The organism is Arthrobacter sp. Y3221114, assembly GCF_059092625.1.
Window position 1 is genome coordinate 23,749 of record NZ_JBNHHW010000007.1, and the last position, 20,960, is coordinate 44,708.

General features: G+C 67.3%; 23 protein-coding genes. 6 read left to right on the plus strand and 17 right to left on the minus strand.

Annotation, left to right across the window (positions count from 1 at the left end; translation table 11 throughout):
• Positions 1 to 4 precede the first annotated feature (4 nt).
• The gene (pheS, locus tag AC5RV3_RS14610) at positions 5 to 1,075 is read right to left on the minus strand and encodes a phenylalanine--tRNA ligase subunit alpha (RefSeq protein WP_494113304.1); all 1,071 of its coding nucleotides are present in this window, start codon (positions 1,073 to 1,075) and stop codon (positions 5 to 7) included.
• Between the two features lie 108 nt (positions 1,076 to 1,183).
• Between pheS and AC5RV3_RS14615 the strand changes: the two genes are divergently transcribed.
• Together AC5RV3_RS14615 and AC5RV3_RS14620 are read left to right on the plus strand one after the other, a co-directional pair.
• Entirely contained in the window at positions 1,184 to 1,639 is a 456-nt protein-coding gene (locus AC5RV3_RS14615) for a hypothetical protein (RefSeq protein WP_494122761.1), read from the plus strand.
• A gap of 56 nt (positions 1,640 to 1,695) precedes the next feature.
• Positions 1,696 to 2,724 (plus strand): Rv2578c family radical SAM protein, encoded by a 1,029-nt coding sequence (locus AC5RV3_RS14620; protein ID WP_494122762.1) that lies wholly within the window; start codon positions 1,696 to 1,698, stop codon positions 2,722 to 2,724.
• 41 nt (positions 2,725 to 2,765) lie between these two features.
• On the opposite strand, the gene AC5RV3_RS14625 is transcribed toward AC5RV3_RS14620, so the two are convergent.
• Positions 2,766 to 3,206 (minus strand): (deoxy)nucleoside triphosphate pyrophosphohydrolase, encoded by a 441-nt coding sequence (locus AC5RV3_RS14625; RefSeq protein ID WP_494113342.1) that lies wholly within the window; start codon positions 3,204 to 3,206, stop codon positions 2,766 to 2,768.
• Positions 3,207 to 3,419: 213 nt separating this feature from the next.
• Between AC5RV3_RS14625 and AC5RV3_RS14630 the strand changes: the two genes are divergently transcribed.
• Positions 3,420 to 4,625 carry an MFS transporter gene (locus tag AC5RV3_RS14630; RefSeq protein ID WP_494122763.1) on the plus strand — a complete coding sequence of 402 codons (1,206 nt, stop codon included), beginning with the start codon at positions 3,420 to 3,422 and terminating at the stop codon, positions 4,623 to 4,625.
• A 103-nt stretch (positions 4,626 to 4,728) separates the two neighbouring features.
• Here AC5RV3_RS14630 and AC5RV3_RS14635 read toward each other — a convergent pair whose 3' ends face one another.
• The 4 genes from AC5RV3_RS14635 to infC all read right to left on the minus strand — a co-directional run bounded on the left by AC5RV3_RS14635 (position 4,729) and on the right by infC (position 7,808).
• Positions 4,729 to 5,652, minus strand: coding sequence for a TrmH family RNA methyltransferase (locus AC5RV3_RS14635; protein ID WP_494122764.1), 924 nt, complete (start codon positions 5,650 to 5,652; stop codon positions 4,729 to 4,731).
• A 44-nt stretch (positions 5,653 to 5,696) separates the two neighbouring features.
• Positions 5,697 to 6,359 carry a 50S ribosomal protein L20, sunset domain variant gene (gene rplT, locus AC5RV3_RS14640; RefSeq protein ID WP_494113309.1) on the minus strand — a complete coding sequence of 221 codons (663 nt, stop codon included), beginning with the start codon at positions 6,357 to 6,359 and terminating at the stop codon, positions 5,697 to 5,699.
• 116 nt (positions 6,360 to 6,475) lie between these two features.
• Positions 6,476 to 6,670, minus strand: a complete 195-nt coding sequence (rpmI, locus tag AC5RV3_RS14645) for a 50S ribosomal protein L35 (protein WP_493977772.1) — start codon at positions 6,668 to 6,670, stop codon at positions 6,476 to 6,478.
• 145 nt (positions 6,671 to 6,815) lie between these two features.
• A complete protein-coding gene (gene infC, locus AC5RV3_RS14650) occupies positions 6,816 to 7,808 on the minus strand; it encodes a translation initiation factor IF-3 (RefSeq protein ID WP_494122765.1) in 993 nt (330 codons plus the stop codon).
• A gap of 339 nt (positions 7,809 to 8,147) precedes the next feature.
• Here infC and AC5RV3_RS14655 point away from each other — a divergent pair, with 339 nt between their 5' ends.
• A complete protein-coding gene (locus AC5RV3_RS14655; protein WP_494122766.1) occupies positions 8,148 to 8,567 on the plus strand; it encodes a DUF1844 domain-containing protein in 420 nt (139 codons plus the stop codon).
• 96 nt (positions 8,568 to 8,663) lie between these two features.
• Here the strand turns inward: AC5RV3_RS14655 and AC5RV3_RS14660 are convergent, their stop codons facing one another.
• From AC5RV3_RS14660 to AC5RV3_RS14690, 7 genes are all read right to left on the minus strand, one after another.
• Positions 8,664 to 9,512: an SseB family protein gene (locus AC5RV3_RS14660; protein ID WP_494122767.1), complete on the minus strand. Its 849-nt coding sequence runs from the start codon at positions 9,510 to 9,512 to the stop codon at positions 8,664 to 8,666.
• Positions 9,513 to 9,521: 9 nt separating this feature from the next.
• A complete protein-coding gene (gene priA / locus AC5RV3_RS14665) occupies positions 9,522 to 10,262 on the minus strand; it encodes a bifunctional 1-(5-phosphoribosyl)-5-((5-phosphoribosylamino)methylideneamino)imidazole-4-carboxamide isomerase/phosphoribosylanthranilate isomerase PriA (RefSeq protein ID WP_494113312.1) in 741 nt (246 codons plus the stop codon).
• A 47-nt stretch (positions 10,263 to 10,309) separates the two neighbouring features.
• Positions 10,310 to 10,471 (minus strand): hypothetical protein, encoded by a 162-nt coding sequence (locus AC5RV3_RS14670; RefSeq protein WP_493988203.1) that lies wholly within the window; start codon positions 10,469 to 10,471, stop codon positions 10,310 to 10,312.
• Between the two features lie 2 nt (positions 10,472 to 10,473).
• Positions 10,474 to 11,115, minus strand: coding sequence for an imidazole glycerol phosphate synthase subunit HisH (gene hisH, locus AC5RV3_RS14675; RefSeq protein ID WP_494122768.1), 642 nt, complete (start codon positions 11,113 to 11,115; stop codon positions 10,474 to 10,476).
• The gene (gene hisB, locus AC5RV3_RS14680; protein WP_494122769.1) at positions 11,112 to 11,729 is read right to left on the minus strand and encodes an imidazoleglycerol-phosphate dehydratase HisB; all 618 of its coding nucleotides are present in this window, start codon (positions 11,727 to 11,729) and stop codon (positions 11,112 to 11,114) included. Before hisB ends, hisH begins: the two co-directional genes overlap by 4 nt.
• Positions 11,730 to 11,784: 55 nt before the next feature.
• Positions 11,785 to 12,894: a histidinol-phosphate transaminase gene (locus AC5RV3_RS14685; RefSeq protein ID WP_494122770.1), complete on the minus strand. Its 1,110-nt coding sequence runs from the start codon at positions 12,892 to 12,894 to the stop codon at positions 11,785 to 11,787.
• 72 nt (positions 12,895 to 12,966) lie between these two features.
• On the minus strand, positions 12,967 to 13,320 hold the full coding sequence (locus AC5RV3_RS14690; protein ID WP_494113316.1) for a LysM peptidoglycan-binding domain-containing protein: 354 nt from the start codon (positions 13,318 to 13,320) through the stop codon (positions 12,967 to 12,969).
• Between the two features lie 298 nt (positions 13,321 to 13,618).
• On the opposite strand from AC5RV3_RS14690, the gene lexA reads away from it, so the two are divergent.
• A complete protein-coding gene (lexA, locus tag AC5RV3_RS14695; protein ID WP_494122771.1) occupies positions 13,619 to 14,368 on the plus strand; it encodes a transcriptional repressor LexA in 750 nt (249 codons plus the stop codon).
• 104 nt (positions 14,369 to 14,472) lie between these two features.
• On the opposite strand, the gene AC5RV3_RS14700 is transcribed toward lexA, so the two are convergent.
• Together AC5RV3_RS14700 and hflX are read right to left on the minus strand one after the other, a co-directional pair.
• Positions 14,473 to 16,509, minus strand: a complete 2,037-nt coding sequence (locus tag AC5RV3_RS14700) for an ATP-dependent DNA helicase (RefSeq protein WP_494122772.1) — start codon at positions 16,507 to 16,509, stop codon at positions 14,473 to 14,475.
• Positions 16,502 to 18,043 (minus strand): GTPase HflX, encoded by a 1,542-nt coding sequence (gene hflX, locus AC5RV3_RS14705; protein WP_494113319.1) that lies wholly within the window; start codon positions 18,041 to 18,043, stop codon positions 16,502 to 16,504. The genes AC5RV3_RS14700 and hflX overlap by 8 nt, the downstream gene beginning before the upstream one ends.
• A gap of 433 nt (positions 18,044 to 18,476) precedes the next feature.
• Here hflX and AC5RV3_RS14710 point away from each other — a divergent pair, with 433 nt between their 5' ends.
• Positions 18,477 to 19,088: a class I SAM-dependent methyltransferase gene (locus AC5RV3_RS14710; RefSeq protein ID WP_494122773.1), complete on the plus strand. Its 612-nt coding sequence runs from the start codon at positions 18,477 to 18,479 to the stop codon at positions 19,086 to 19,088.
• A gap of 10 nt (positions 19,089 to 19,098) precedes the next feature.
• Here AC5RV3_RS14710 and dapF read toward each other — a convergent pair whose 3' ends face one another.
• Positions 19,099 to 20,031 carry a diaminopimelate epimerase gene (gene dapF, locus AC5RV3_RS14715; RefSeq protein ID WP_494113321.1) on the minus strand — a complete coding sequence of 311 codons (933 nt, stop codon included), beginning with the start codon at positions 20,029 to 20,031 and terminating at the stop codon, positions 19,099 to 19,101.
• Positions 20,028 to 20,960, minus strand: coding sequence for a tRNA (adenosine(37)-N6)-dimethylallyltransferase MiaA (gene miaA / locus AC5RV3_RS14720; protein WP_494122774.1), 933 nt, complete (start codon positions 20,958 to 20,960; stop codon positions 20,028 to 20,030). Before miaA ends, dapF begins: the two co-directional genes overlap by 4 nt.

Consider the following 20,960-nt stretch of genomic DNA (forward strand, 5'->3'; position numbering starts at 1 on the left):
AGTTCTAGATCTCCATCCCGAAGTGCTGGCTGAAGCGGATGTCGCCTTCGATCATGTCGTGCATGTCCGGGACGTCATTGCGGAACATGAGGGTGCGTTCGATCCCCATGCCGAAGGCGAAACCGGAGTAGACCTCCGGATCGATGCCGGCAGCGCGCAGCACATTGGGGTTGACCATGCCGCAGCCGCCCCACTCGATCCAGCGGGGGCCGCCCTTGGCGCCCGGGTGCCAAATGTCCATCTCGGCGGAGGGCTCGGTGAACGGGAAGTAGGCCGGGCGCAGGCGGATCTTTGCCTCGGCGCCGAACATCTGGCGCGAGAAGTGCTCCAACGTGCCGCGCAGGTCGGCCATCGTGAGCCCCTTGTCCACGGCCAGGCCTTCAAACTGGTGGAAGACAGGCGTATGGGTCGCGTCCAGCTCATCGGTGCGGAACGTGCGGCCCGGGCACAGTACGTACACCGGCAGGTCCCGTTCCAGCATGGAGCGGACCTGCACCGGCGATGTGTGGGTCCGCAGCACCAGATGGGCCTCCGGCGGCTCCACGAAGAAGGTGTCCTGCATCTCCCGTGCGGGGTGGTCCGGCTTGAAGTTCAAGGCGTCGAAGTTGAACCACTCGGATTCCACCTCCGGCCCCTCGGCGACCTCCCAGCCCATGCCCACGAAGATGTCGCTGACCCGTTCCTGCAGCGTGGAGAGCGGGTGCCGGGCACCGGGACGGCGGCGGCGCGGGGCCGCGGTAACGTCCACGGCCTCCTCGACGAGGATCTGTGCCTCCCGTTCGGCTTCCAGTTCGGCGGTGCGGGCGGCCAGCGCCTGGTTGATGCGCCCGCGGGCCGGACCCACGATCTTGCCGGCGGCCGCTTTGTCCTCTTTGGCCAGCTTGCCGATTTCGCGGTTGGCCAGGCTGAGCGGGGATTTCTCGCCGGTGTGGGCGAGCCGGGCAGTCTTGAGCCCGTCCAGGTCGGAGGCAGCCTTGAAAGCCATCACTGCCTGCTCGACGGCGGCGGCAACCGCGGCTTCGTCGAGGGGGCTCGGCACGGGCGGCTCCTGGGCTGGGGGTGTCACGTCAGACATGTGGTGTGGGGACCTCGGATTAGGTTAAAGGGCTTCTGCCCGCGTACGGGCAACCAGTCCAGTCTAGTTCACGGGCTGGCACCGACCCGAAACGCCTACGATAAGCCCATGACGCCGTCCGAGAAGCTGCGTGCCGCCTGGAACCTGCTCAACGGCTCCACCCTGCTGGGGCTGGCCCTCGCCGCCGCGGTCGGCTGCAGCCTGCACCCCGGCCCGCACGGCCTGATCCTGGCCCACGGCTTCCGGCCCGGGCTGCCGAAGGCCGCTGCCTTTACCGTGGGCAACGTGGTGCTGTTCCGCGACGCCGCGGCGGGACTGGCCGGCAATCCGGTGCTGCTGAGCCACGAGTCCCGCCACAGCAGCCAATATGCCTGGTGCCTCGGCCTGCCGTTCCTGCCGCTGTACGCGTGCGCCGTTGCATGGTCGTGGTGGCGAACCGGCGACCCGGCGTCCCGGAATGTCTTCGAGCGGTTGGCCGGGCTGCAGTCGGGCGGCTACGCGGAGCGGCCGGTGCGGCGAGGACCGGGACGGCGCGCTGCGCGGCCCGAACGGGCGGCGGACTGATTTCGGGCCGGACCCTGGACCTATCGCATGCTTCGAAGATGTGTTCTACTTAAAGCATGAGGTGGTCCTCCCAGCAAGCGGAACCCGGCGCCCTGCTTCCGTTGTCCGGACTGGTCCGGAGCGTCCAGACCCCTGGCTTCGCCGGCATTACGTTCCATGAGGTCATGGCCAAGTCGGCGCTGAACCGGGTGGGCGCAGGGTCGCGGATGCCGTTCGAATGGACCATCAACCCCTACCGTGGCTGCAGCCACGCCTGCGTGTATTGCTTCGCCCGCAAGACGCACAGCTACCTTGACTTGGACACCGGGCTTGATTTTGACACCCAGTTGGTCGTCAAGGTGAACGTGGGCGAGGTTCTCCGCCGCGAGCTTGCCAGGCCGTCCTGGAAACGCGAACACGTAGCCATGGGCACCAACACAGATCCTTACCAGCGGGCCGAGGGCCGCTACAAGCTGATGCCGGAGATCATCAGGGCCCTGGCCGGGTCGGGAACGCCGTTTTCGATCCTGACCAAGGGCACCTTGCTGGCCCGTGACCTGCCGCTGCTGCGCGAGGCGGCCAAGGACGTTGACGTCGGCATGGGGATTTCGCTCGGCATGACCGACGCCGGATTGGCGCACCGCGTGGAGCCGGGAACACCGACCCCGCGGGCCCGGCTGGAGCTGATCGCCAAGCTGAGCGACGCCGGCCTGCCCTGTTCGGTGATGGCCATGCCGATCCTGCCCTGGCTGACGGACTCGGAGGACGCGCTCGACGAGCTCTGCGCGGCCGTGGCTGCCGCCGGGGCCACCAGCATGACGGCGGGCGCGCTGCACCTGCGTCCGGGCGCCAGGGAATGGTACCTGCAGTGGCTTGCCAAGGAATACCCGCAACTGGTCGGCAGGTACCGCCGCCTCTACGACGGCGGCACGTATGCCGCCAAGGATTACCGGCGTTGGCTGGCCGCCCGGGTCGGGGAAGCCAAGCGCCGGCACGGTTTGGAAAATTCAGCCCGGCTGCGCGACGTGGCGGTTCGGCCGCCGGCGGATCGCCCGGCGGCGCCGTCCGGCGTGCCGGGCGCAGCGGCACAGGCGACCTTGTTCTGAGTGCCCGCAATGCTGCGGCCCGCAGGGGCCGGCGGGAGCCGTCAGGCGGGACGGTTGGCGGTGTCGCCTGCAGCGGTGAGCACAGCTTCGAGGATCGGAAAATCGGCGGGGATCCAGGGCAAGGCCGCGGCTTCTGCCGCCTCCAGCCGGACCCAGCGCAATTCGTCGTGGTCTTGCAGCGGCTGCGGCAGTCCGTCGGTGATGTAGGCACACCATACCCGCATGGCCGCCGCTTCATTCAGCGGCCACCCCTGCGGGAGCGGACCGAAGACTTCGGCTCCCAGCTCTATTCCGACTCCCAGTTCTTCGCGGATTTCGCGGCGCAGGGCGTCCTCGCAGCTCTCCCCGGGCTCCACTTTGCCGCCGGGGAACTCCCACAGGCCGGCCAGCGCCTCTGGCGCGGAGCGCCGGGCCGCCAGTAATCTGCTCGGGGCTTCGCGGGCATCGAAGATGGCTGCCCCCACAATCTGTTTCAGGCTCAGTTGCACGCCGATCAGTCTACGGTGCCGGTCGCTCCCGACCGCCCGGCCCGGACTATGCCGCAGCCCACAGGCCACACGGGTCCGGAATGGGATGCCGGGCGGTCGCGTTGCCGTACAGTGACAGCCGGTGCCCGCAACTGCCGCCCGTGGCGTATGCCGTGGCATGCCGCCCTTGCGCCGGCGCCCACTTGACCGTTCGACCGAAAGCCGATCATGAATTCCCCCACACTCGCCACCGCCCGGAGGCAGACCGACAACCGCCGGACGGCGTGGGCCATCGTTGCGCTGGCCATGGGCGGCTTCGGCATCGGCACCACGGAATTTGCCATCATGGGCCTGCTGCAGAATGTGGCGGCCGGGCTGAACGTCTCCATCCCGGAGAGCGGGCACCTGATTTCCGCCTATGCCCTGGGCGTGGTGGTCGGCGCACCGCTGCTCGCCGCCCTCGGAGCCAAGCTTCCGCACAAGCACATGGTTTTGGGGCTGATGGTCCTGTTCACGCTCGGGAACCTCTCGTCAGTGTTCGCGCCCGACTACGCCACGATGCTGGTCACCCGGTTCATTTCCGGCCTGCCGCACGGCGCCTACTTCGGCGTGGCCGCCGTCTTGGCCGCCTCGCTGGTCTCCCCCACCCGCCGCGCGCAGGCGGTCGCCATGGTCATGCTGGGGCTCTCCGTGGCCAACGTCGTCGGCGTGCCGTTGGTGACGTGGCTGGGCCAGCAATACGGCTGGCGGCTGATGTTCGTGGCCGTGGGCATCGTGGGCGCGGTGACCGTATTGATGATCCAGCGTCTGGTCCCCTTCAGCCCCGCGCATGCAGAGGCCGGCATCCGCCGGGAACTCGGCGCCCTGAAACGGATCCAGGTCTGGCTGGCGCTGTTGATTGGCGTAGTCGGTTTCGGCGGATTCTTCGCCGTATATTCCTACATCAGCCCCACCATGACCGAAGTGACGGGCCTGGCCCCGGCCGCCCTGCCGCTGATTGTCGGTCTCTACGGGCTGGGTATGGTCGTCGGCACCTTCATTGGCGGCCGGTTGGCGGACCGCTCCGTGATGGGGACCATCTACCAGGTCATGACGGCGATCATCGTGATCCTGGTGTGCTTCTGGGCGGCCTCGTCCGTTGCCGCCCTGGCAATTCCACTCGTTTTCCTCCTCGGTGCCGCAGGATCGAGCCTGATCCCGGCGCTGCAGACACGCCTCATGGACGCCTCCCCCAACGCCCAGACGCTGGCCGCCTCGCTGAACCATTCGGCGCTGAACATGGCCAATGCCCTCGGCGCTTTCCTGGGCGGCCTCGTGATCTCCTGGGGCTGGGGTTATGCCGCGCCGGCGTTGGTCGGCGCCGGGCTGGCTTCCTTGGGACTGGTCATCGCCGCTCTTAGCGGGGCGCTTGAGAAACGGCGCAGCCTCACCTAAGGATCATGCCCCGGCCTGAGGTCCTGGCTTCGACGGATCCGCAGTGTCAGGATCGTTCGCATGCTGCGTACGGCACGTTCCCGGATGGGCCTCTTCGGAGCAGTTATCCGGCCAGCCCGCTTCGCCGCTGGGACCTTGCGGAGGCATACAGGCAGACCGTGGCGGCCGTGCCGACGTTCAAGCTTTCGGCTTGGCCGTAAACCGGCACGGCAACCCGATGGTCAGCGGCTGCGAGCTCTTCCGACGACAACCCTTGGGCTTCGTTCCCAAAGAGCCAGGCGGTAGGCGCCGCCAAATCCGGAAGGCCGGCCCCGCCCTCGTCCCCTGCTGCGGGACCTTCTCCCAGTCGGGCCAGCGCACTGCGGTCCTGCAAATCGTCCAGATCGATGGTGCCGTAGCCGTCAGCTGCCAGCATGGTTGCGCCGGCGGCGCGTACGGCGGCGGCCACGTCGCCGAAATCGTGCCCGTTGACCACAGGGAGGTGGAAGAGCGATCCGGCCGTGGAACGCACGGCCTTGGGATTGTAGATGTCCACGCTGGAACTGGTCAGGATCACGGCATCCGCGCCGGCGGAATCGGCCGCCCGCAGGATGGTGCCGGCATTGCCGGGATCCTGCACCCGGACCATGACTGCCAGCAGCAAGGGTTTGCTTTGCAGGACCTCGTTTAGCGGCCGGTCCAGGTAGTTGCACACGGCCACGATCCCCTGCGGGTTGACGGTGTCCGCCATTGCCGCCAGAACCGCATCGGTGGCCAGTCTCAGCGGCACGCCGTCGGCGAGGGCCGCCAGTTCAGGCAAGCGGTCCAGGCAGGCTTCGGTGGCGAAGACCTCGGCCACGATGCCGCTGTTTCCCGCTCCAAGATGCGCGCGGTGGGCGGACAGGGCCTCGCGGACAGCCTGCGGACCTTCGGCCAGGAATTGGCGGCGCTTTAAACGCACCGAGCGCCCGGCAAGCTTTGCCACATCCCTGACCCGATCGGCTCGGGGGTTGGACATGACGGCTTGCGGGCGCCCGGTAGTGCTCATACAGCGACTATAACGTCGCCGCATGGGCGTTTATGCATCGGTGCTTATTCGGCAACCTTCTGGCGGGCCTCGCCGCCGGCGGGCTCGAAACCGGCAGCCTTGGCGGCTTCCACGGACTCGAACCAGTACACGGGAGTGGTGTTCTCGTACCAGGTGGAGCCCGGCACGTGGTACTTCTTGGACTGGTTGCCCTTGATGCTGTAGCCGGCGGGAGCGTCCTCGCCGTCAACGGCCTTCACGGCGCCAGCAACTTCGCCGGCTTCAGCGGCAGGCGCGGCGGCCTTGGCAGCCGGAGCGGCGGCAGCAGGCTTGGCGGCTGCGGGCTGACGCTCTGCGGGAGCGGAAGTGTCGGCCGGCAGGGCGTCCTTGGCTACCTGCACCAGCGCGGCGAAGGCGCCGGCGTCGGACACGGCCAGCTCGGCCAGCATGCGGCGGTCAACCTGGACCTCGGCGGCCTTCAGGCCCTGGATGAGGCGGTTGTAGGTCAGGCCGTTGGCGCGGGACGCAGCGTTGATGCGCTGGATCCACAGGCGGCGGAAATCACCCTTGCGCTTGCGGCGGTCGCCGTAGCTGTACACGAACGAGTGCAGCAGCTGTTCCTTTGCCTTGCGGTACAGGCGGGACCGCTGTCCGCGGTATCCGGCAGCCCGGTCCAGGATGACCCGGCGCTTCTTGTGGGCGTTGACCGCCCGCTTCACACGTGCCACGTGCGTACTCCTTTTGGTGATTGGTGCCCGGTGTTCGGCCGCCACAATCGGCGGCCGGGGGCAAAACTAGCTGGATGGCCCTTGCGGCGTCACCGCGCGGACCGGAGGGGAGAAAATCAGATGCCGAGCATCTTCTTAATGTTGCGCACGTCGGCCGGAGCAACGATCTTGTCACTGGCAAGGCGGCGGGTCAGCGTGGAAGGCTTGTGCTCTAGGTAGTGGCGGCGGTTGGCCTGCTGGCGCTTGAGCTTGCCGCTGCCGGTGAGCTTGAAGCGCTTCTTGGCGCCGCTGTGGGTCTTCTGCTTCGGCATGGCTGCCGTTCTCCTTACGTCTCCTCGGGTCGCTGCCGACCGTCGGCTCGTGCGGTGCCGCAAACGGGCACCGGCGGTTTACTTGTTTACCGGCGCCGGGCACGGAACCGTGCCCGGCCGAATGCCGGATGCTCTCTGTACGGTCTTAGTTCTTGGAACCGGACCGGCCAGCAGGTTTGGGTGCTGCAGGCCGCGCTGCCGGCTTGGGCCGGGCGGCGGGCTTGGGTGCTGCGGGCTTGGCCTCCGCTTCAGGGGCTGCGGGCTTCGCCGGAAGTGCCGGCTTGGCCTGAGCGGCCGGCTTAGCCTCTGCTTCCGGCTTGGGCTGAGCGGCCGGCTTAGCCTCTGCTTCCGGCTCGGCCGCAGGCTCGGCCTCAACCTCGGCCTCCGCCTCGGCGGCAACCGCAGCCTCGGCTGCAGGCTGCTCCGCGGCCTCGACCTCAACCGGGGACTCAACCTCAACAGCAGGCTCAGCATCAGCCTGCGCAGGTGCTTCGGCGGTTTCCTCCGGCTGGCTTGCCATCGCGGCAAGGCCTTCCGGCATCAAGTCGCCCAGGCTCTGAGTCAGCGGATCCTGGTCGGCGGAGGTGTCCACCTGCTGCTTCTTGGCATCATTCGTTGCCTTGGCGTCGGCCTTCTGGGCGGCCCGCCGGGCCTCTGCCTTGGCTTCGGCCTTGTTCTTGGTCGGGCCGATCACCATGACCATGTTGCGGCCGTCAATGCGCGGAGTCGATTCGATCACGCCGACCTCGGCGACGTCCTCGGCAAACTTCTGCAGAAGGCGAATGCCCATTTCCGGGCGCTGCTGTTCGCGGCCGCGGAACTGGATCATGGCCTTGACCTTGTCGCCGGCCGCGAGGAACCGCAGCGCGTGGCCGCGCTTGGTCTCGTAGTCGTGCTTGTCGATCTTCAGGCGAAACCGGATTTCCTTGAGCACAGTGTTCGTCTGATTCTTGCGCGCCTCACGGGCCTTGACCGCAGCCTCATACTTGTACTTGCCAAAATCCATAAGCTTGCACACCGGAGGCTTGGCCTGCGGTGCGACCTCAACCAGGTCAAGATCCGATTCCGTGGCCAGACGCAGGGCATCCTCAATACGGACGATCCCCACCTGTTCGCCGTTCGGTCCGACTAACCGCACCTCGGGAACGCGGATACGATCATTGATTCTTGGCTCGCTAATGTGTGGCTCCTGTCACTGAAAATCGGCTGCCGCCTGCAATGAAAGAAGGCCTCCCATTGCAAGCGCAATCGAAGGCCTCGAGGTGGCGGCAGGCGGAAACAGCAGACGTTCCACCGGCTGGCCCGGGCGCCTCGCGTGAAGGTTTCCGGCCTCAGCCTGCCGACCTGAACCCGGCAGCTCTGGCTAGCCATACCGACGGGTGGGAGAGGTCTCCGCTTGCAGATTGGATCCTGCTCAGCACGTGCTTTGAGGCACATAAGTAACGGGATCCAATTGGTCTGTGACAAGCTTACCAGTATGAGCAGCTCAGATAACAATCCGCAGACCGACGGCCACCGCCACAGCTTCGCGCCTGACGCCGGTCCTGCCTCCACCCAGGAACAGGAAGTCCTGGGCCAGATGCGCGACATCGCCGAAGTGCCCGCCGTGGAAGTCATTACTACCGCGGCCGTCCACCTGATGAGCGCCGCCGCCGTTAAATGCGGCCTGGCCGCCGGCGATGATGCGGAAGAGCTCAAGGACCTGGATGAAGCCCGCAAGCTGATCACCGCGCTGGCCGGTTTCGTCACCGCCGCCGCGCCGGAAATCGGCAGCCAGCATGCCGGGCCGTTGCGTGATGGCCTCCGCTCCCTGCAGCTCGCCTTCCGCGAAGCATCAGTGATCCAGGACGAGCCGGGCAAGGGCCCGGGCGAGAAGTTCACCGGTCCGGTGAACTGATCAGGCTTCCAGTACTGACAAGGACGACGCCGGTGCCACGCACCGGCGTCGTCCTTTTTCTATGCGCTTCCGGATGAGGCTGCCAGCCGGCGGCACTCAGCGCGTGAACTTCAGCTCCAGCGAATCCACCCGCTCGGCAAACTCCTGCCTGGCTTGGAGCCGCCGTTGGATCCGTCCCGCCAGGGCGCCCAACTCCTCGCGCCCCAGCCCGTCTTGCACCTGCAGGACCAAGCGCAGTTCCGGGCCGTGGCCACCGCCGGCCACTACCGATCCGTCTGCGGCCCGGACCGCGATGCCGGTTCCGGGCTCCACGGACGCGGCCAGGACGGCCTCCTCGCCGCCCGTGGCTTCGGCCACCCATTCCAACAGCGCCGGATCCCGGTACGAGGGCACCCATTCGTGCTGTTTGGCCAACGCCCACACTGCGGGCCGCCGGACCACGAACGTCAGGGCGGCGCCCGGATCCATCACCATCAGTTCGGCGTCTTCGGACACGGCCGCCAGCGCCGCCCGCGGTGCCTCGACGGCAACCGGCCGGGCTTGGGGATGCCAGGCTTCCAGAGCGGCCGTGTTGCTGAATACCGGCAGTGCCCGGCGCCCATCCGGCGCCTGCAACGTCACCACGGCCATGTCCGCCTGTTTATCCGATGTCAGGCCGTGGCTGCCCTCGGCCTCTTCTCCCAGCGTCGCCACGATGGGCACGAAAACGCGGGCGTTCGCCAGGGCAGCCACTACTTCCGCTTCGCCGCCGGTTCCGGCAGCAAGCCATTGCAGCGCCGCCTCGTAGCCGGGATCCGCGCTGCCGTCATCGTGGTCGAACTGATGAAGCGGATTTCCTTCACCGCTCAGGTCCCGACCGGCCCAGCTTTGGCCGGCAGAGTCCCCCGCGCCGCCGGCTTTTGCCAGCGCAGCGGCAATATGGGCGGGCAGCTCCTTCTTGCCCATACTGGTCTCTCAGCGCCGTCCGGCAACGTCGAGCGCTTCGGGCAGCGTGAACTTGCCCGCGTACAGGGCCTTGCCCACAATCGCTCCCTCAACTCCGGCCGGAACCAGGTCGCGCAGCGTCCGCAGATCATCCAGGCTGGAGATCCCGCCGGAGGCCACCACCGGCTTGTCGGTCCGCTCGCACATCTGCCGGAGCAGATCCACGTTCGGTCCGCGCAGCGTTCCGTCCTTGGTCACATCGGTCACCACGTACCTGGCGCAGCCGGCGTCTTCGAGGCGGGCCAGCACCTCCCAAAGGTCGCCGCCATCCTGCGTCCAGCCGCGGGCCGCCAGCGTAGTGCCACGGACATCGAGGCCGACGGCAATGGCGTCCCCGTGCCGTGCGATGGCGCGGGCCGTCCACTCCGGGTTCTCCAGGGCGGCGGTTCCCAGATTGACACGTGCGGCCCCGAACTCGAGCGCACGCTCCAGTGACGCGTCGTCGCGGATGCCGCCGGACAGCTCCACCTTGATCTTCAGTTCGTCGGAGACCCGGCGCAGCACTTCCGTGTTGTTGCCCCGCCCGAATGCCGCATCGAGGTCCACCAGATGCACCCATTCCGCCCCGTCGTTTTGCCATGCCAGGGCAGCTTCCAGCGGATCCCCGTAGCCGGTCTCGCTGCCGGCTTCGCCTTGGACCAGCCGGACGGCCTGGCCGTCGGCAACATCGACTGCGGGCAAAAGTTCGAGGATGGAGGTTTGGTTCGTCATGGTTCTTCCGCTTTCTGCGCGCCGTCAGCTGCGCGGGATGGGTGTGGTTACTCGGCCGGGCCGAGGGTGAGCAGGTAGGCAGCCAGCAGCGACATGCCGGCGAGGATCCAAAAGACGATAACCAACCACTTGGACAGCCGCTGCTGCCGGAACGAGATGGCGCCGCCGGCCAGCAGCCCGGCCAGGGCCATCAGGAGAATGCTGCCCATGGTTACCTCAGCGTCTTCAGCCAGTTGCGCAGCAGCTCGGCGCCGGCGTCTCCCGACTTTTCCGGATGGAACTGGGTAGCACTCAGCGGACCGTTTTCAACGGCCGCTATGAATGGGGCGCCGTGCGTAGACCATGTCACCAGCGGCGGTGTCATCGCGGGTTGGGTCACATCGAAGTTCCAGTGCTGCACACCGTAGGAGTGCACAAAGTAGAAGCGCTCGTCTTCGATGCCGGCAAACAGCCGACTGCCCTCCGCGGCGTCCACGGTGTTCCACCCCATGTGGGGGACGACCTCCGCCGGCAGCGCTTCCACGGTTCCCGGCCATTCCCCGACACCCTGCGTGCGCACGCCATGTTCGACGCCTTCTTCGAACAAAACCTGCAGGCCCACGCAGATGCCCAGCACGGGCCGGCCGCCCGCCACCCGGCGCCCAATCCAGCGAAGCGCGTCGACGGATCTCAGCCCCTTCATGACCGTGGCGAAGGCGCCGACCCCGGGAACCAACAGCCCGTCGGCATCGAGGACGTCGTCGGAGGCATGGCTCAGCGTGACGTCGGCACCCACATGCTCCAGCGCACGGACTGCCGAGCGGACGTTCCCGGAGCCGTAGTCCAGTACCGTGACCTTGGGCGCAGCCGTCACAAGGCTCCCTTCGTCGAGGGAATGCCCTCGACACGTGGATCGGCTTCGACGGCGGCGCGAAGTGCCCGGGCGAAGGCCTTGAACTGGGCCTCGACGATGTGGTGGGGGTCCCTGCCACCCAGCACGCGCATGTGCAGGCAGATCTGGGCGTGCAATGTGATGGATTCGAAGACGTGGCGGGTCAGCGACCCCGTGAAGTGCCCGCCGATCAAGTGGTACTCCTGCCCTGCGGGTTCTCCCGCGTGCACCAGGTAGGGCCTGCCGGAGATGTCCACGACGGCGTGGGCCAGCGCTTCGTCCAGGGGCACGGTTGCTTCGCCGAACCGGCGGATCCCCGCTTTGTTGCCCAGCGCCTCCTTCAGGGCCTCCCCGATCGTGATGGCGACGTCTTCGACGGTGTGGTGCGCGTCGATGTGCGTGTCTCCGCTGGCCTTCACCGTCAGGTCGACCAGCGAGTGCTTCGACAAGGCGGTGAGCATGTGGTCGTAGAACGGCACGGTGGTGCTGATCTCGGAACGGCCGGTGCCGTCGAGGTCCAGTTCAACCAGCACGGACGACTCGCTGGTGATGCGTTCGAGGCGTGCGGTACGTCCGGTGGTGGTTTCCACGGTCATGGGAGTCCTTTGACGAATTGGTCGACCCGGCGCGAGCCGGTTCGCTCTTACTAGTTTAGGAGACGGGGCTGGCCACGAGGGCCTTGATGCCGTCGAGGAAGGCTGTGGTCTCGGCCTCAGTGCCGGCGGTCACCCGTAAATGGCCGGGGATCCCGACGTCGCGGATCAGCACCCCGGCTTCCAGGAGTCCCTGCCACACGGAGCGGGGGTCCTCCAGCCCGCCGAAAAATACAAAGTTTGAGTCGGACGGCGCCGGTTCAAGCCCCAGCCCGGCCAGCCCGTCGACGATGCGGTCCCGCTGCGCCTTGATGTCCTCTACATTGGCCAGCAGGGCATCAGCGTGTTCCAACGCGGCCAGGGCCGTTGCCTGCGTCACCGCGGAGAGGTGATAAGGCAAGCGGACCAGCCGCAGCGCGTCGGTAATCTGCGGAGCGGCGGCGAGGTACCCTACTCTGGCGCCCGCCAGGGCGAAGGCCTTGCTCATGGTGCGGGAGATAATGAGTCGCTCCCGCCCCGGCAACAGAGTCAGCGCGCTCGGCGTCCCGGCGTGGGCGAACTCGGCGTAGGCCTCGTCCACGATCACGATGGCCTGGGAGGCCTGCCCTGCTTCATACACGGCCTCCACGACGTCGAGGCCCAGGGCGGTTCCCGTCGGGTTGTTGGGCGAACAAAGTACGACGACGTTTGCGGCGGAGTCGGCCACGGCAGCGGCGGCAGCGTCCGGCGACAACGTGAAGTCTGCCCCCCGCGGAACGGCCACATACTCCGTGTCCGTCCCGCTGGCCAGCAGCGGGTACATCGAATAGGTGGGCGGGAAGCTCAGCAGGGTACGGCCGGGGCCACCGAAGGCCTGGAGGATTTGCTGCAGGACTTCGTTCGATCCGTTGGCAGCCCAGATGTTCGCTGCGGTGAGGCCGTGCCCCAAGTAGCGGGCCAGTGCCGTTCTCAGCTTCGTGAACTCGCGATCCGGATACCGGTTCAAACCCGCGGCCGCGTCGCTAACGGCCGAGACGATGGCCTGACGGACTGCGTCGGGCAGGCCGTGGGTGTTTTCGTTGACATTCAGGAGGACGGGAACCTCCAACTGGGGCGCACCATAGGGCTCTAAGCCCCGGAGATTGTCCCGCAACGGCAGGCGGTTCAGGCGTTCTAACTGCTCACTCACTGGTCCAGTTTAAGCTTCGGCCCGCCCGGGGCAGGAATCGGGCGGGCCGAAGCAGCTCATATTACGGCTGCCTCAGCGCGCGGACGGGACCAGCAACTGCTGGCCGGCATGGACGATGTCCCCCTGGAGTCCGTTCAATTGCGCGATCTCGAAAATGACATCGTGAGGGTTGCGGTCGGGGGCGGACTGCACGGCCACGTCCCACAGCGTCTGGCCGCTGCCGACCGTGACAGTTGCCGCCGGCCCCGGTCCCAGCTGCCCGGCGGCGGCCATTGCCGGCGCCGTGAAGAAACCGATCAAGGTCAGGGCGGCGGCCGCAGCGAGCATCAGCGGCAGGCCAATCAGCAACAAGCGGCCTCGGCGGGTCAGCCGGAGGTTGGTGCTGGTACGGACGCCGGCGGGCTGCGGTGCGAGCTGGGCGGACATGGTGTCACCTTTCCGATTTTCGATCTATTTCTGCTGGTTTCGATCGTTTGGCAACCGCATTCGAACGTATCTTCGAATGCGTCTTCTATAGTTTTAGCACTGGTGATCGAATATTGTCGAGACTCAGTCGAACAAGTGTTTGAAATTCACCACCGCCTCGCCTAGCGTTGTAAGCGTCAAGCGGCGGTAAGAGCAGTGCACCAGCCGCCACCGACAAAACAGCCAGACAACAACCCATGCGCGGTTCCGCTACCGCAGCGCCGGCGCATGGACCACTACGGGGAGACCGGGGCCGGATATGTCCGAAGAGAGCACCACCACTGCCGGAGCCAGGCGACGCGGCCGACCCGTCAAGGTGGGACGCAGCCTGACGCCGCGGCAGAAGAAGATCCTGGAGACGATCCAGCGCTCCGTCATGTCCCACGGATACCCTCCGTCGATGCGCGAAATCGGTGACACCGTCGGTTTGGCGAGCCTGTCCAGCGTCACGCACCAGCTGGCGCAACTCGAGAAGATGGGCTACATCAGGCGCGACCCCAAGCGTCCCCGTGCGATGGAAATCCTGACTCCGCTGACCCTCGAGCACGGCGGCGTGGAAATCGTCGGGGTCGATGAACCGCAGCAGCTGCGCAGCTCCAGCGGCGTTGCAGTATCCGAACTGACCACTTCGTCCGACACGGCGATGGTGCCGCTGGTGGGACGGATCGCGGCAGGCGGTCCTATCCTGGCTGACCAGGCGGTCGAGGACGTCATGCCCCTGCCGCGCCAACTGGTGGGACACGGCGAGTTGTTCATGCTCAGGGTTTCGGGCGATTCGATGATCGATGCGGCTATCTGTGACGGCGACTGGGTCGTGGTGCGCCAGCAGCACACGGCCGAGAACGGCGACATCGTGGCGGCGCTGCTCGACGACGAAGCAACGGTCAAGACCTTCCGGCAGCGCGACGGTCACACCTGGCTGCTGCCGCAGAACACCCAGTACGAACCGATTCTGGGAGACCACGCAACCATCATGGGCAAGGTTGTCTCGGTGATGCGGGCCCTCTGACCCGCCGCAGGCTCCTCAGACCCCTCTGCCGGTCACCGAGGGCCCGTTGCCCGTTCCCGGTTTGCGCGGGCGACCGCTCCGGCGTGGCTGCTGCCCCAGCCCGTTCAGGCAGCGGCTGCAGCCAGCCTCTCCAGGATCTGACGTGCCATGGCTCCGTCCTTGGTGCTCCAGAACGGCGGCAGGGCGCTGCGCAGGAAGCCCCCGTATCGTGCTGTCGCCAGCCGCGAGTCCAACACGGCCACTACTCCCCGGTCGTTGGAGGCGCGGATCAGCCTGCCTGCCCCCTGCGCCAGCCGCACGGCCGCGTGGGTCGCCGAAACCGTCATGAAACCGTTTCCCCCGGCCTGCGCCACGGACCGGGTTCGGGCAGTCGTTAGCGGGTCGTCCGGCCGGGGGAACGGAATCCGGTCGATGACCACGAGCCGGCACGCTGCACCGGGAACGTCGACGCCCTGCCAGAGCGTCATGGTGCCAAACAGGCATGCGTCCGGTTCCTCGGCGAATTGGCGGACCAGCGCCGCCATCGATGATTCTCCCTGGCACAGGATGGTCAGGTCGGTGCGCTCGCGCATTTCCGCTGCAGCTTCTTCTGCCGCACGCCGTGAGGAAAACAGGCCCAGGGCGCCGCCGCGCGAGGCCAGCAGGAGCCCCTCCAGTTCATCAAGCTGCTCGGGGCTGGTGCCCCGGCCCGGTTTGGGCAGATGTGACGCCACGTACAGCACGCCCTGCCGGGGGTAATCGAAGGGACTGCCCACATCAACGCTGGAATAGGCCGGCGCACCGGCTCCCAGCAGTCCGAGTGACCCGGCTACCGCGTCGAAGGTTCCCCCGACGGACAATGTTGCCGAGGTGAGCACCACCGTGTGTTCGTCGAACAGGCCTTCGCGCAGCCGGGACGCCACGGAGAGCGGCGCTATGTTCAGCGTCACCGGCTGGTCGTCGTTGGCGGCGTAGTCCCCGGTCTCGCCATAAGTACTGGGACGGGTCGCCCAGATGACCTCCCGGGAGTCGGGCGCGGACAGCAGCCGTTCGGCCAGCTCCAGCACGGCAGAGAGCCGCGACCGCGCCATCTGTCGCCCGCCGTCCGCTGCCCCCGCGCCCTCCGGCTTGGAATCGGAAAGCGCTGTACGGGCGGCTTCCCGCAGTTGCGTGAGAACCAACTCATGCTCCTCGCGGAGGCCGGCCGCCAACAGCCCGGTCGGCACCGACTGCAGGACGTCCTCCAGGGCGTCGGCCGCGGAGTTCAGCGGTTCCACGCTGATGCCCGTGTGCTTGCGCGCCGTCGAGGCGGCGGTGCGGACCATGGCAGCGGAGAGTTGCCCCGCGACGGCACTGGTGACGCGGTCCTGCAGCTCATGGGCCTCGTCGATGACCACCACATCGTAGTCCGGGAGCACGGCCACGCCCTCGAAGGCGTTGATGGCCAGCATGGCGTGATTGGTGATCACGATGTCTGCCTCTGCCGCGTGGCCCCGTGCCAGTTCGCTGAAGCACTCGGCCGCCAGGGGACATTTCTGGGCGCCCAGGCATTCCATCGACCCGACGGAGACCTGGCGCCACGCCCGGTCGCTGACACCGGGCACCAGTTCGTCCCGATCACCGGTTTCGGTCTCCTGTGCCCACTCGCGCAGGCGCACGACCTCCTTGCCCAGTGCGCCCGATGCGCCGGATGCCGCCGCGCCGGCCGGAGCAGGATGCGGAACGGCGTCTTCGCCCAGGCTGAACAGTGCCGCCGGCGCATCTTCGTCCGGAAAGCCGCCCGCCAGCTTGTGCAGGCAGAGGTAATTGTTCCTGCCTTTGAGTAAAGCGACGTCCAGCGGCCTGGGAAGCTCGTCGGCGACGGCCTCCAAGAGCCGCGGCAAATCCCGCTTGACGATCTGCGATTGCAACGCCAGCGTCGCGGTGGAGACGATGGCGGGCTTTTCCCCCTGCAGCGCCTGGACCATGAGCGGCACCAGATAGGCCAGCGACTTGCCGGTGCCTGTGCCCGCCTGCACCAGCAGGTGCTGCCTGCGGTCAAAAGCCTCGGCCACTTTCGCCGCCATCTCATGCTGGCCGGCACGGTGCTGCCCGCCCATCCCCTGCACCGCGACATCAAGCAGCCGCAACGCCTCGCCGGCGGGAACCTGGAGATCAGTCATGCCGGATGAACTGTTCCAGCTCCGATGCCAGGCCCTCGCGCACCATCACGTCGAGTCGCGTGCCGTCCTCTCCATGCTCCATGGAGAGGATTTCGGCGTCTTCGTTGTGTAAGCGGCTGATCACTTCGCCCCGGTCGTAGGGCACCAGCAGCTGCAGCTTCACGCTGGGCCGCGGTATGGTCTCGCTGACGAGCCGAAGCAGCTCGTCGATGCCCTGCCCGGTGCGCGCCGAGACGACGACGTGCCGCGGTTCGCGCTGGCGCAGGCGCTCGACCACGAAGGGGTCCGCGGCGTCGGCCTTGTTCAGCACCACGATTTCCGGAATGTGCCGCGCTTCAACCTCGGTCAGTACCTCGCGCACGGCGGCGATTTGGCCCTCCGGGTCCGGATGCGAGACATCGACGACGTGCAGGATGACATCGGCGTCGGCAACTTCCTCCAGTGTGGAGCGGAAGGCTTCCACCAGTTGCGTCGGCAACGACCGGACGAAGCCAACGGTGTCGGCGAGCGTGTAACCGATACCATCCGGTGTTTCCGCCCGGCGGACGGTTGGGTCCAAGGTGGCGAAGAGGGCATTCTCGACCAGCACGCCCGCATCGGTCAGGCGGTTGAGCAGAGACGATTTCCCGGCATTGGTGTAGCCGGCGATTGCCACCGATGGCACCGCATTGCGGCGGCGGTTGGCACGCTTGGTTTCCCGTGCCGGCTTCATGGCGGTGATCTCGCGGCGCAGCTTCGCCATGCGGGTGCGGATGCGCCGGCGGTCCAGCTCGATCTTCGTCTCACCGGGCCCACGGGAACCGATGCCGCCGCCGGCAGCACCCACGCGCCCGCCGGCCTGGCGGGACATCGACTCGCCCCAGCCGCGGAGCCTTGGCAGCAGATACTCAAGTTGGGCCAGCTCGACCTGGGCCTTGCCTTCGCGGCTCTGGGCGTGCTGCGCGAAGATGTCCAGGATGAGCGCCGTGCGGTCAATGACCTTGACCTTCACGATGTCTTCCAAACCGCGGCGCTGCGACGGCGACAGCTCGCCGTCGACAATGACCGTGTCCGCGCCGGTGGACATCACGATGTCGCGCAGCTCCTGCGCCTTGCCGGAGCCCAGGAAAGTCCCCGGATCCGGCTTCAGCCGGCGCTGAACGATCCCGTCCAGCACTTCGGAACCGGCGGTTTCCGCCAGCGCTGCCAGTTCCCGCAAGGAATTGTCCGCGTCGTCGGCCGTTCCTTCGGTCCAGAGGCCGGCGAGGACCACGCGTTCCAGGCGCAGCTGCCGGTATTCAACCTCGGTGACATCCTCAAGCTCGGTGGAAAGACCCGCTACGCGCCGCAGGGCGCGGCGTTCGGCGAGGTCCTGCTGGTCACCGTCGAATTCGGAATGTTCGGCATCAAGTTCGGAGAGCGCCTGCGCTCTGCCGCCGACGCCCGGCTTGCTTCGCGCCGCAGTGTCGCGCGCCAGGATACGGTCGATGACCGCCTGGATCTCATCAGGCGTCATTTCCGGCTCCGGTGTCGGCTGGGGGTGGTTGGTGGTCATGCTCTCCTTCGAAAGGTCCGTGGTCTTATCGTAGTCCTCCGGGATGCGCCCGGCAGGGCCCGAAGATGCAGTTTGTGGATGATTCGCCAAAAGTCCTCCTGGCACGGGGCCCGGGCGGTGCCGGGCAGGGAAATGCATGGCTGCCGGCGCCCGCGGGGCCCGAGCCACCGGGAGTGCCGGGGCCGCCACGGCCTCTCAAGCGGCTACGGCGCTGGATCGTTCGGAAGGGGGACGGAGGCCCTCGGAAACGGTGATTGTCCGGCGGCCGGGGAGGACAAGGCCTCAACCATCGGCACGATCTGTCCCGGTAAGAACGGGGCAGCAGGCTGCGGCGCAATCACTGTTTTTTCATGCGTTCCACGGTACCAGAGCCGACGCTGCTTAGGTGGGCCTTGATACCGATTCCGCTGTATGCGCACTAATCTGGCCGATTATGGGAACAGAGCACTACTTCAGCGCGCAGCCAGGCAATCCCGAGGTTCGCCGCACCCTCACCGTCGAGCTGGACGGCCGCATGCGGCAGCTGCAGACAGCCGGCGGCATCTTCAGCCCGGACGGCGTAGACAAGGGCACGGCGGTATTGTTGGACGAGGTCCCGCCGCCGGCAGCGGAAGGCAACCTGTTGGACGTCGGCTGTGGCTGGGGACCTCTTGCGCTCACCATGGGACTGAAGTCCCCCGGTGCCACGGTGCTGGCCGTGGATGTCAACGAACGCAGCATCGCTTTGACCAATGACAACGCCGCGGCCCTGGGACTGGTCAATGTCCGCGCCTGCCGCCCGGAAGAGGTTGACCCGGGCCTGCAGTTCCAAACCATCTGGTCCAATCCTCCGATTCGGATCGGCAAGCGGGAGCTTCACGAACTGTTGTTGATGTGGCTGCCCCGGCTCGCACCGGGGGGCTCCGCCTGGCTGGTCGTCCAAAAGAACCTGGGGTCGGACTCCCTGCAGCGCTGGCTTTCGGCCGAGTTGCCGTCGGACTATGCCGTCAGCCGTGAAAGCACCGCAAAGGCGTTCCGTGTGCTCTGTGTCCGGCGGGCCGGCTGAGGCCCTTCCCTCAGGCCAGCGTGCCTCGGGACACCAGCACGGCGGGGCCGCTCAGCTCCACATGTTCCCGCCCGTCGGCCGCAGGGATGAACCGGACGCGGACGACTCCGCCCGGCACCCCGACCTGCCAGTCGTCGGGAGCGCCGGCACCCGCCCAGTAGCGGATGGCGGCGGCAGCAGCACAGGCGCCGGTCCCGCAGGACTGCGTCTCCCCCACCCCGCGCTCGTGCACGCGCATGCTGATGTGGCCGGCTCCGTCGGCCACGAGGGGTTCCGCCGGCACGACAAACTCCACGTTCGTACCGTTCTCCGGAACCGGATCCACGGCCGGCGCGTGGAACAATTCGGTGGCGGCCAGTTCTTCGAGCCCTGCGAGGGCGACCACCGTGTGCGGGTTCCCCAGGCTCACCGACAGTGCGGGCCGCGGCACCTGGAGGCCGCCTGCGCTTACCGTGGAATCCATCGCCCTGGCGGCAGCCTCCGCCGGATAGATGAACTCCCACGGCCCCATGTCCACGGCATAGCCGTTGGCGGACCTGCTGACGATTTTGATGCCCGCCCGGGTGCCGATCGTCAGCGATTCCCCCGCCGGCAGCTCGACCAGTCCTTCGGCCAGCAGGAAGTGCACGAACACGCGGACCCCATTGCCGCACATCTGAGAGGTTGAGCCGTCGGCGTTGCGGTAGTCCATGAACCACTCGGCCTCCGGCGCCCTTTCCAGCAGCTCACGGCCCTCGGGCAGGTGCCGGGACCGGACCGCACGGATGAGCCCGTCTGCGCCGATGCCCAGGTGTCGGTGGCAGAGCCCGGCGACAGCTTCGGCCCCGATGTCCTTGACGCCGTCCGGATCGGCAATCAGCACGAAGTCGTTGCCGGTGCCGTGCCCCTTGGCGAAGGACAGCCCGGCGAGGGCCGACAGATGGTCGGGAATGGGGTTGCTCACGGCTCAAGCTTAGCGATGTGCGCGGCCGCCTTGTCCGCCACCAGCGGATCCTCCCAGTCGAGCCAGTGAATCCTGGGATCGGCGCGGAACCACGTCAGCTGGCGCCGCGCGAACTTGCGGGTGGCGGTGATGGTGTCCTCGGCGGCCTCGTCCCGGGTCCATTCGCCGTCGACCACCTTCAGAAACTGTGCGTAGCCGAGCGCCCGCGAGGCTGTTCGGCCCTGGCGCAGACCCCGCCGGTCCAGTGCGGCGACCTCGTCCAGCAGTCCGCGTTCCACCATCGTATGGACGCGACCGGCCAGGCGGTGCCTTAGCTGCTCGCGGTCCACTCGGAGGCCGATCTGCACGGTTGGGCGGACATACTCCCGCTCGGGCATGTAGGAGCTGAACGGACGCCCGGTCAGTTGCCGGACTTCCAGCGCCCGGACGACCCGGCGGGCATCAGCCAGCCGCCCGGCGGAAACCGGGTCGACCTGCCGCAGCCGTTCCCGCATGGCCGCGAGGCCGCGCGCCTCCAGCTCTTCCTCCAGGGCCCGGCGCAGGGCCGGATCGGTGCCCGGAAACTCGATCGCATCGAGGGCGGCCCGTACATACAATCCCGAGCCACCGACGAGGATGGCCCTGCGCCCCCGTGCGTGCACGGCATCGATAGCTTCCCTGGCCTGTTGTTGGTACGCCGAGACACTCGCCTCTTCCGTCACGTCGAGGATGTCGAGCAGGTGGTGCTCGATCCCTTGCCGCTCAGCCACGTCCATTTTGGCCGTGCCGATATCCATGCCGCGGTAAAACTGCATGGCGTCGGCGTTGATCACTTCCCCGCCCATCCGCCGGGCCAGCGCCACGGCGAGGTCAGATTTTCCGGATCCGGTGGGGCCGACGACGGCGATGACCGCCGGGCCGTCCGGCAGCGTTTGCGGGTGGACCGGCAT

Excerpts from the sequence above, each read along its gene's own strand:
- AC5RV3_RS14615 (WP_494122761.1), top strand. The coding sequence starts at position 1,184 with ATGACGCCGTCCGAGAAGCTGCGTGCCGCCTGGAACCTGCTCAACGGC.
- rpmI (WP_493977772.1), bottom strand. The coding sequence starts at position 6,670 with ATGCCGAAGCAGAAGACCCACAGCGGCGCCAAGAAGCGCTTCAAGCTC.
- AC5RV3_RS14660 (WP_494122767.1), bottom strand. The coding sequence starts at position 9,512 with ATGGGCAAGAAGGAGCTGCCCGCCCATATTGCCGCTGCGCTGGCAAAA.
- priA (WP_494113312.1), bottom strand. The coding sequence starts at position 10,262 with ATGACGAACCAAACCTCCATCCTCGAACTTTTGCCCGCAGTCGATGTT.
- lexA (WP_494122771.1), top strand. The coding sequence starts at position 13,619 with ATGTCCGAAGAGAGCACCACCACTGCCGGAGCCAGGCGACGCGGCCGA.
- AC5RV3_RS14620 (WP_494122762.1), top strand. The coding sequence starts at position 1,696 with ATGAGGTGGTCCTCCCAGCAAGCGGAACCCGGCGCCCTGCTTCCGTTG.
- hflX (WP_494113319.1), bottom strand. The coding sequence starts at position 18,043 with ATGACCACCAACCACCCCCAGCCGACACCGGAGCCGGAAATGACGCCT.
- AC5RV3_RS14655 (WP_494122766.1), top strand. The coding sequence starts at position 8,148 with ATGAGCAGCTCAGATAACAATCCGCAGACCGACGGCCACCGCCACAGC.
- AC5RV3_RS14670 (WP_493988203.1), bottom strand. The coding sequence starts at position 10,471 with ATGGGCAGCATTCTCCTGATGGCCCTGGCCGGGCTGCTGGCCGGCGGC.
- pheS (WP_494113304.1), bottom strand. The coding sequence starts at position 1,075 with ATGTCTGACGTGACACCCCCAGCCCAGGAGCCGCCCGTGCCGAGCCCC.
- AC5RV3_RS14690 (WP_494113316.1), bottom strand. The coding sequence starts at position 13,320 with ATGTCCGCCCAGCTCGCACCGCAGCCCGCCGGCGTCCGTACCAGCACC.
- miaA (WP_494122774.1), bottom strand. The coding sequence starts at position 20,960 with ATGCCGGTCCACCCGCAAACGCTGCCGGACGGCCCGGCGGTCATCGCC.
- AC5RV3_RS14700 (WP_494122772.1), bottom strand. The coding sequence starts at position 16,509 with ATGACTGATCTCCAGGTTCCCGCCGGCGAGGCGTTGCGGCTGCTTGAT.
- hisB (WP_494122769.1), bottom strand. The coding sequence starts at position 11,729 with ATGACCGTGGAAACCACCACCGGACGTACCGCACGCCTCGAACGCATC.
- AC5RV3_RS14635 (WP_494122764.1), bottom strand. The coding sequence starts at position 5,652 with ATGAGCACTACCGGGCGCCCGCAAGCCGTCATGTCCAACCCCCGAGCC.
- AC5RV3_RS14710 (WP_494122773.1), top strand. The coding sequence starts at position 18,477 with ATGGGAACAGAGCACTACTTCAGCGCGCAGCCAGGCAATCCCGAGGTT.
- AC5RV3_RS14630 (WP_494122763.1), top strand. The coding sequence starts at position 3,420 with ATGAATTCCCCCACACTCGCCACCGCCCGGAGGCAGACCGACAACCGC.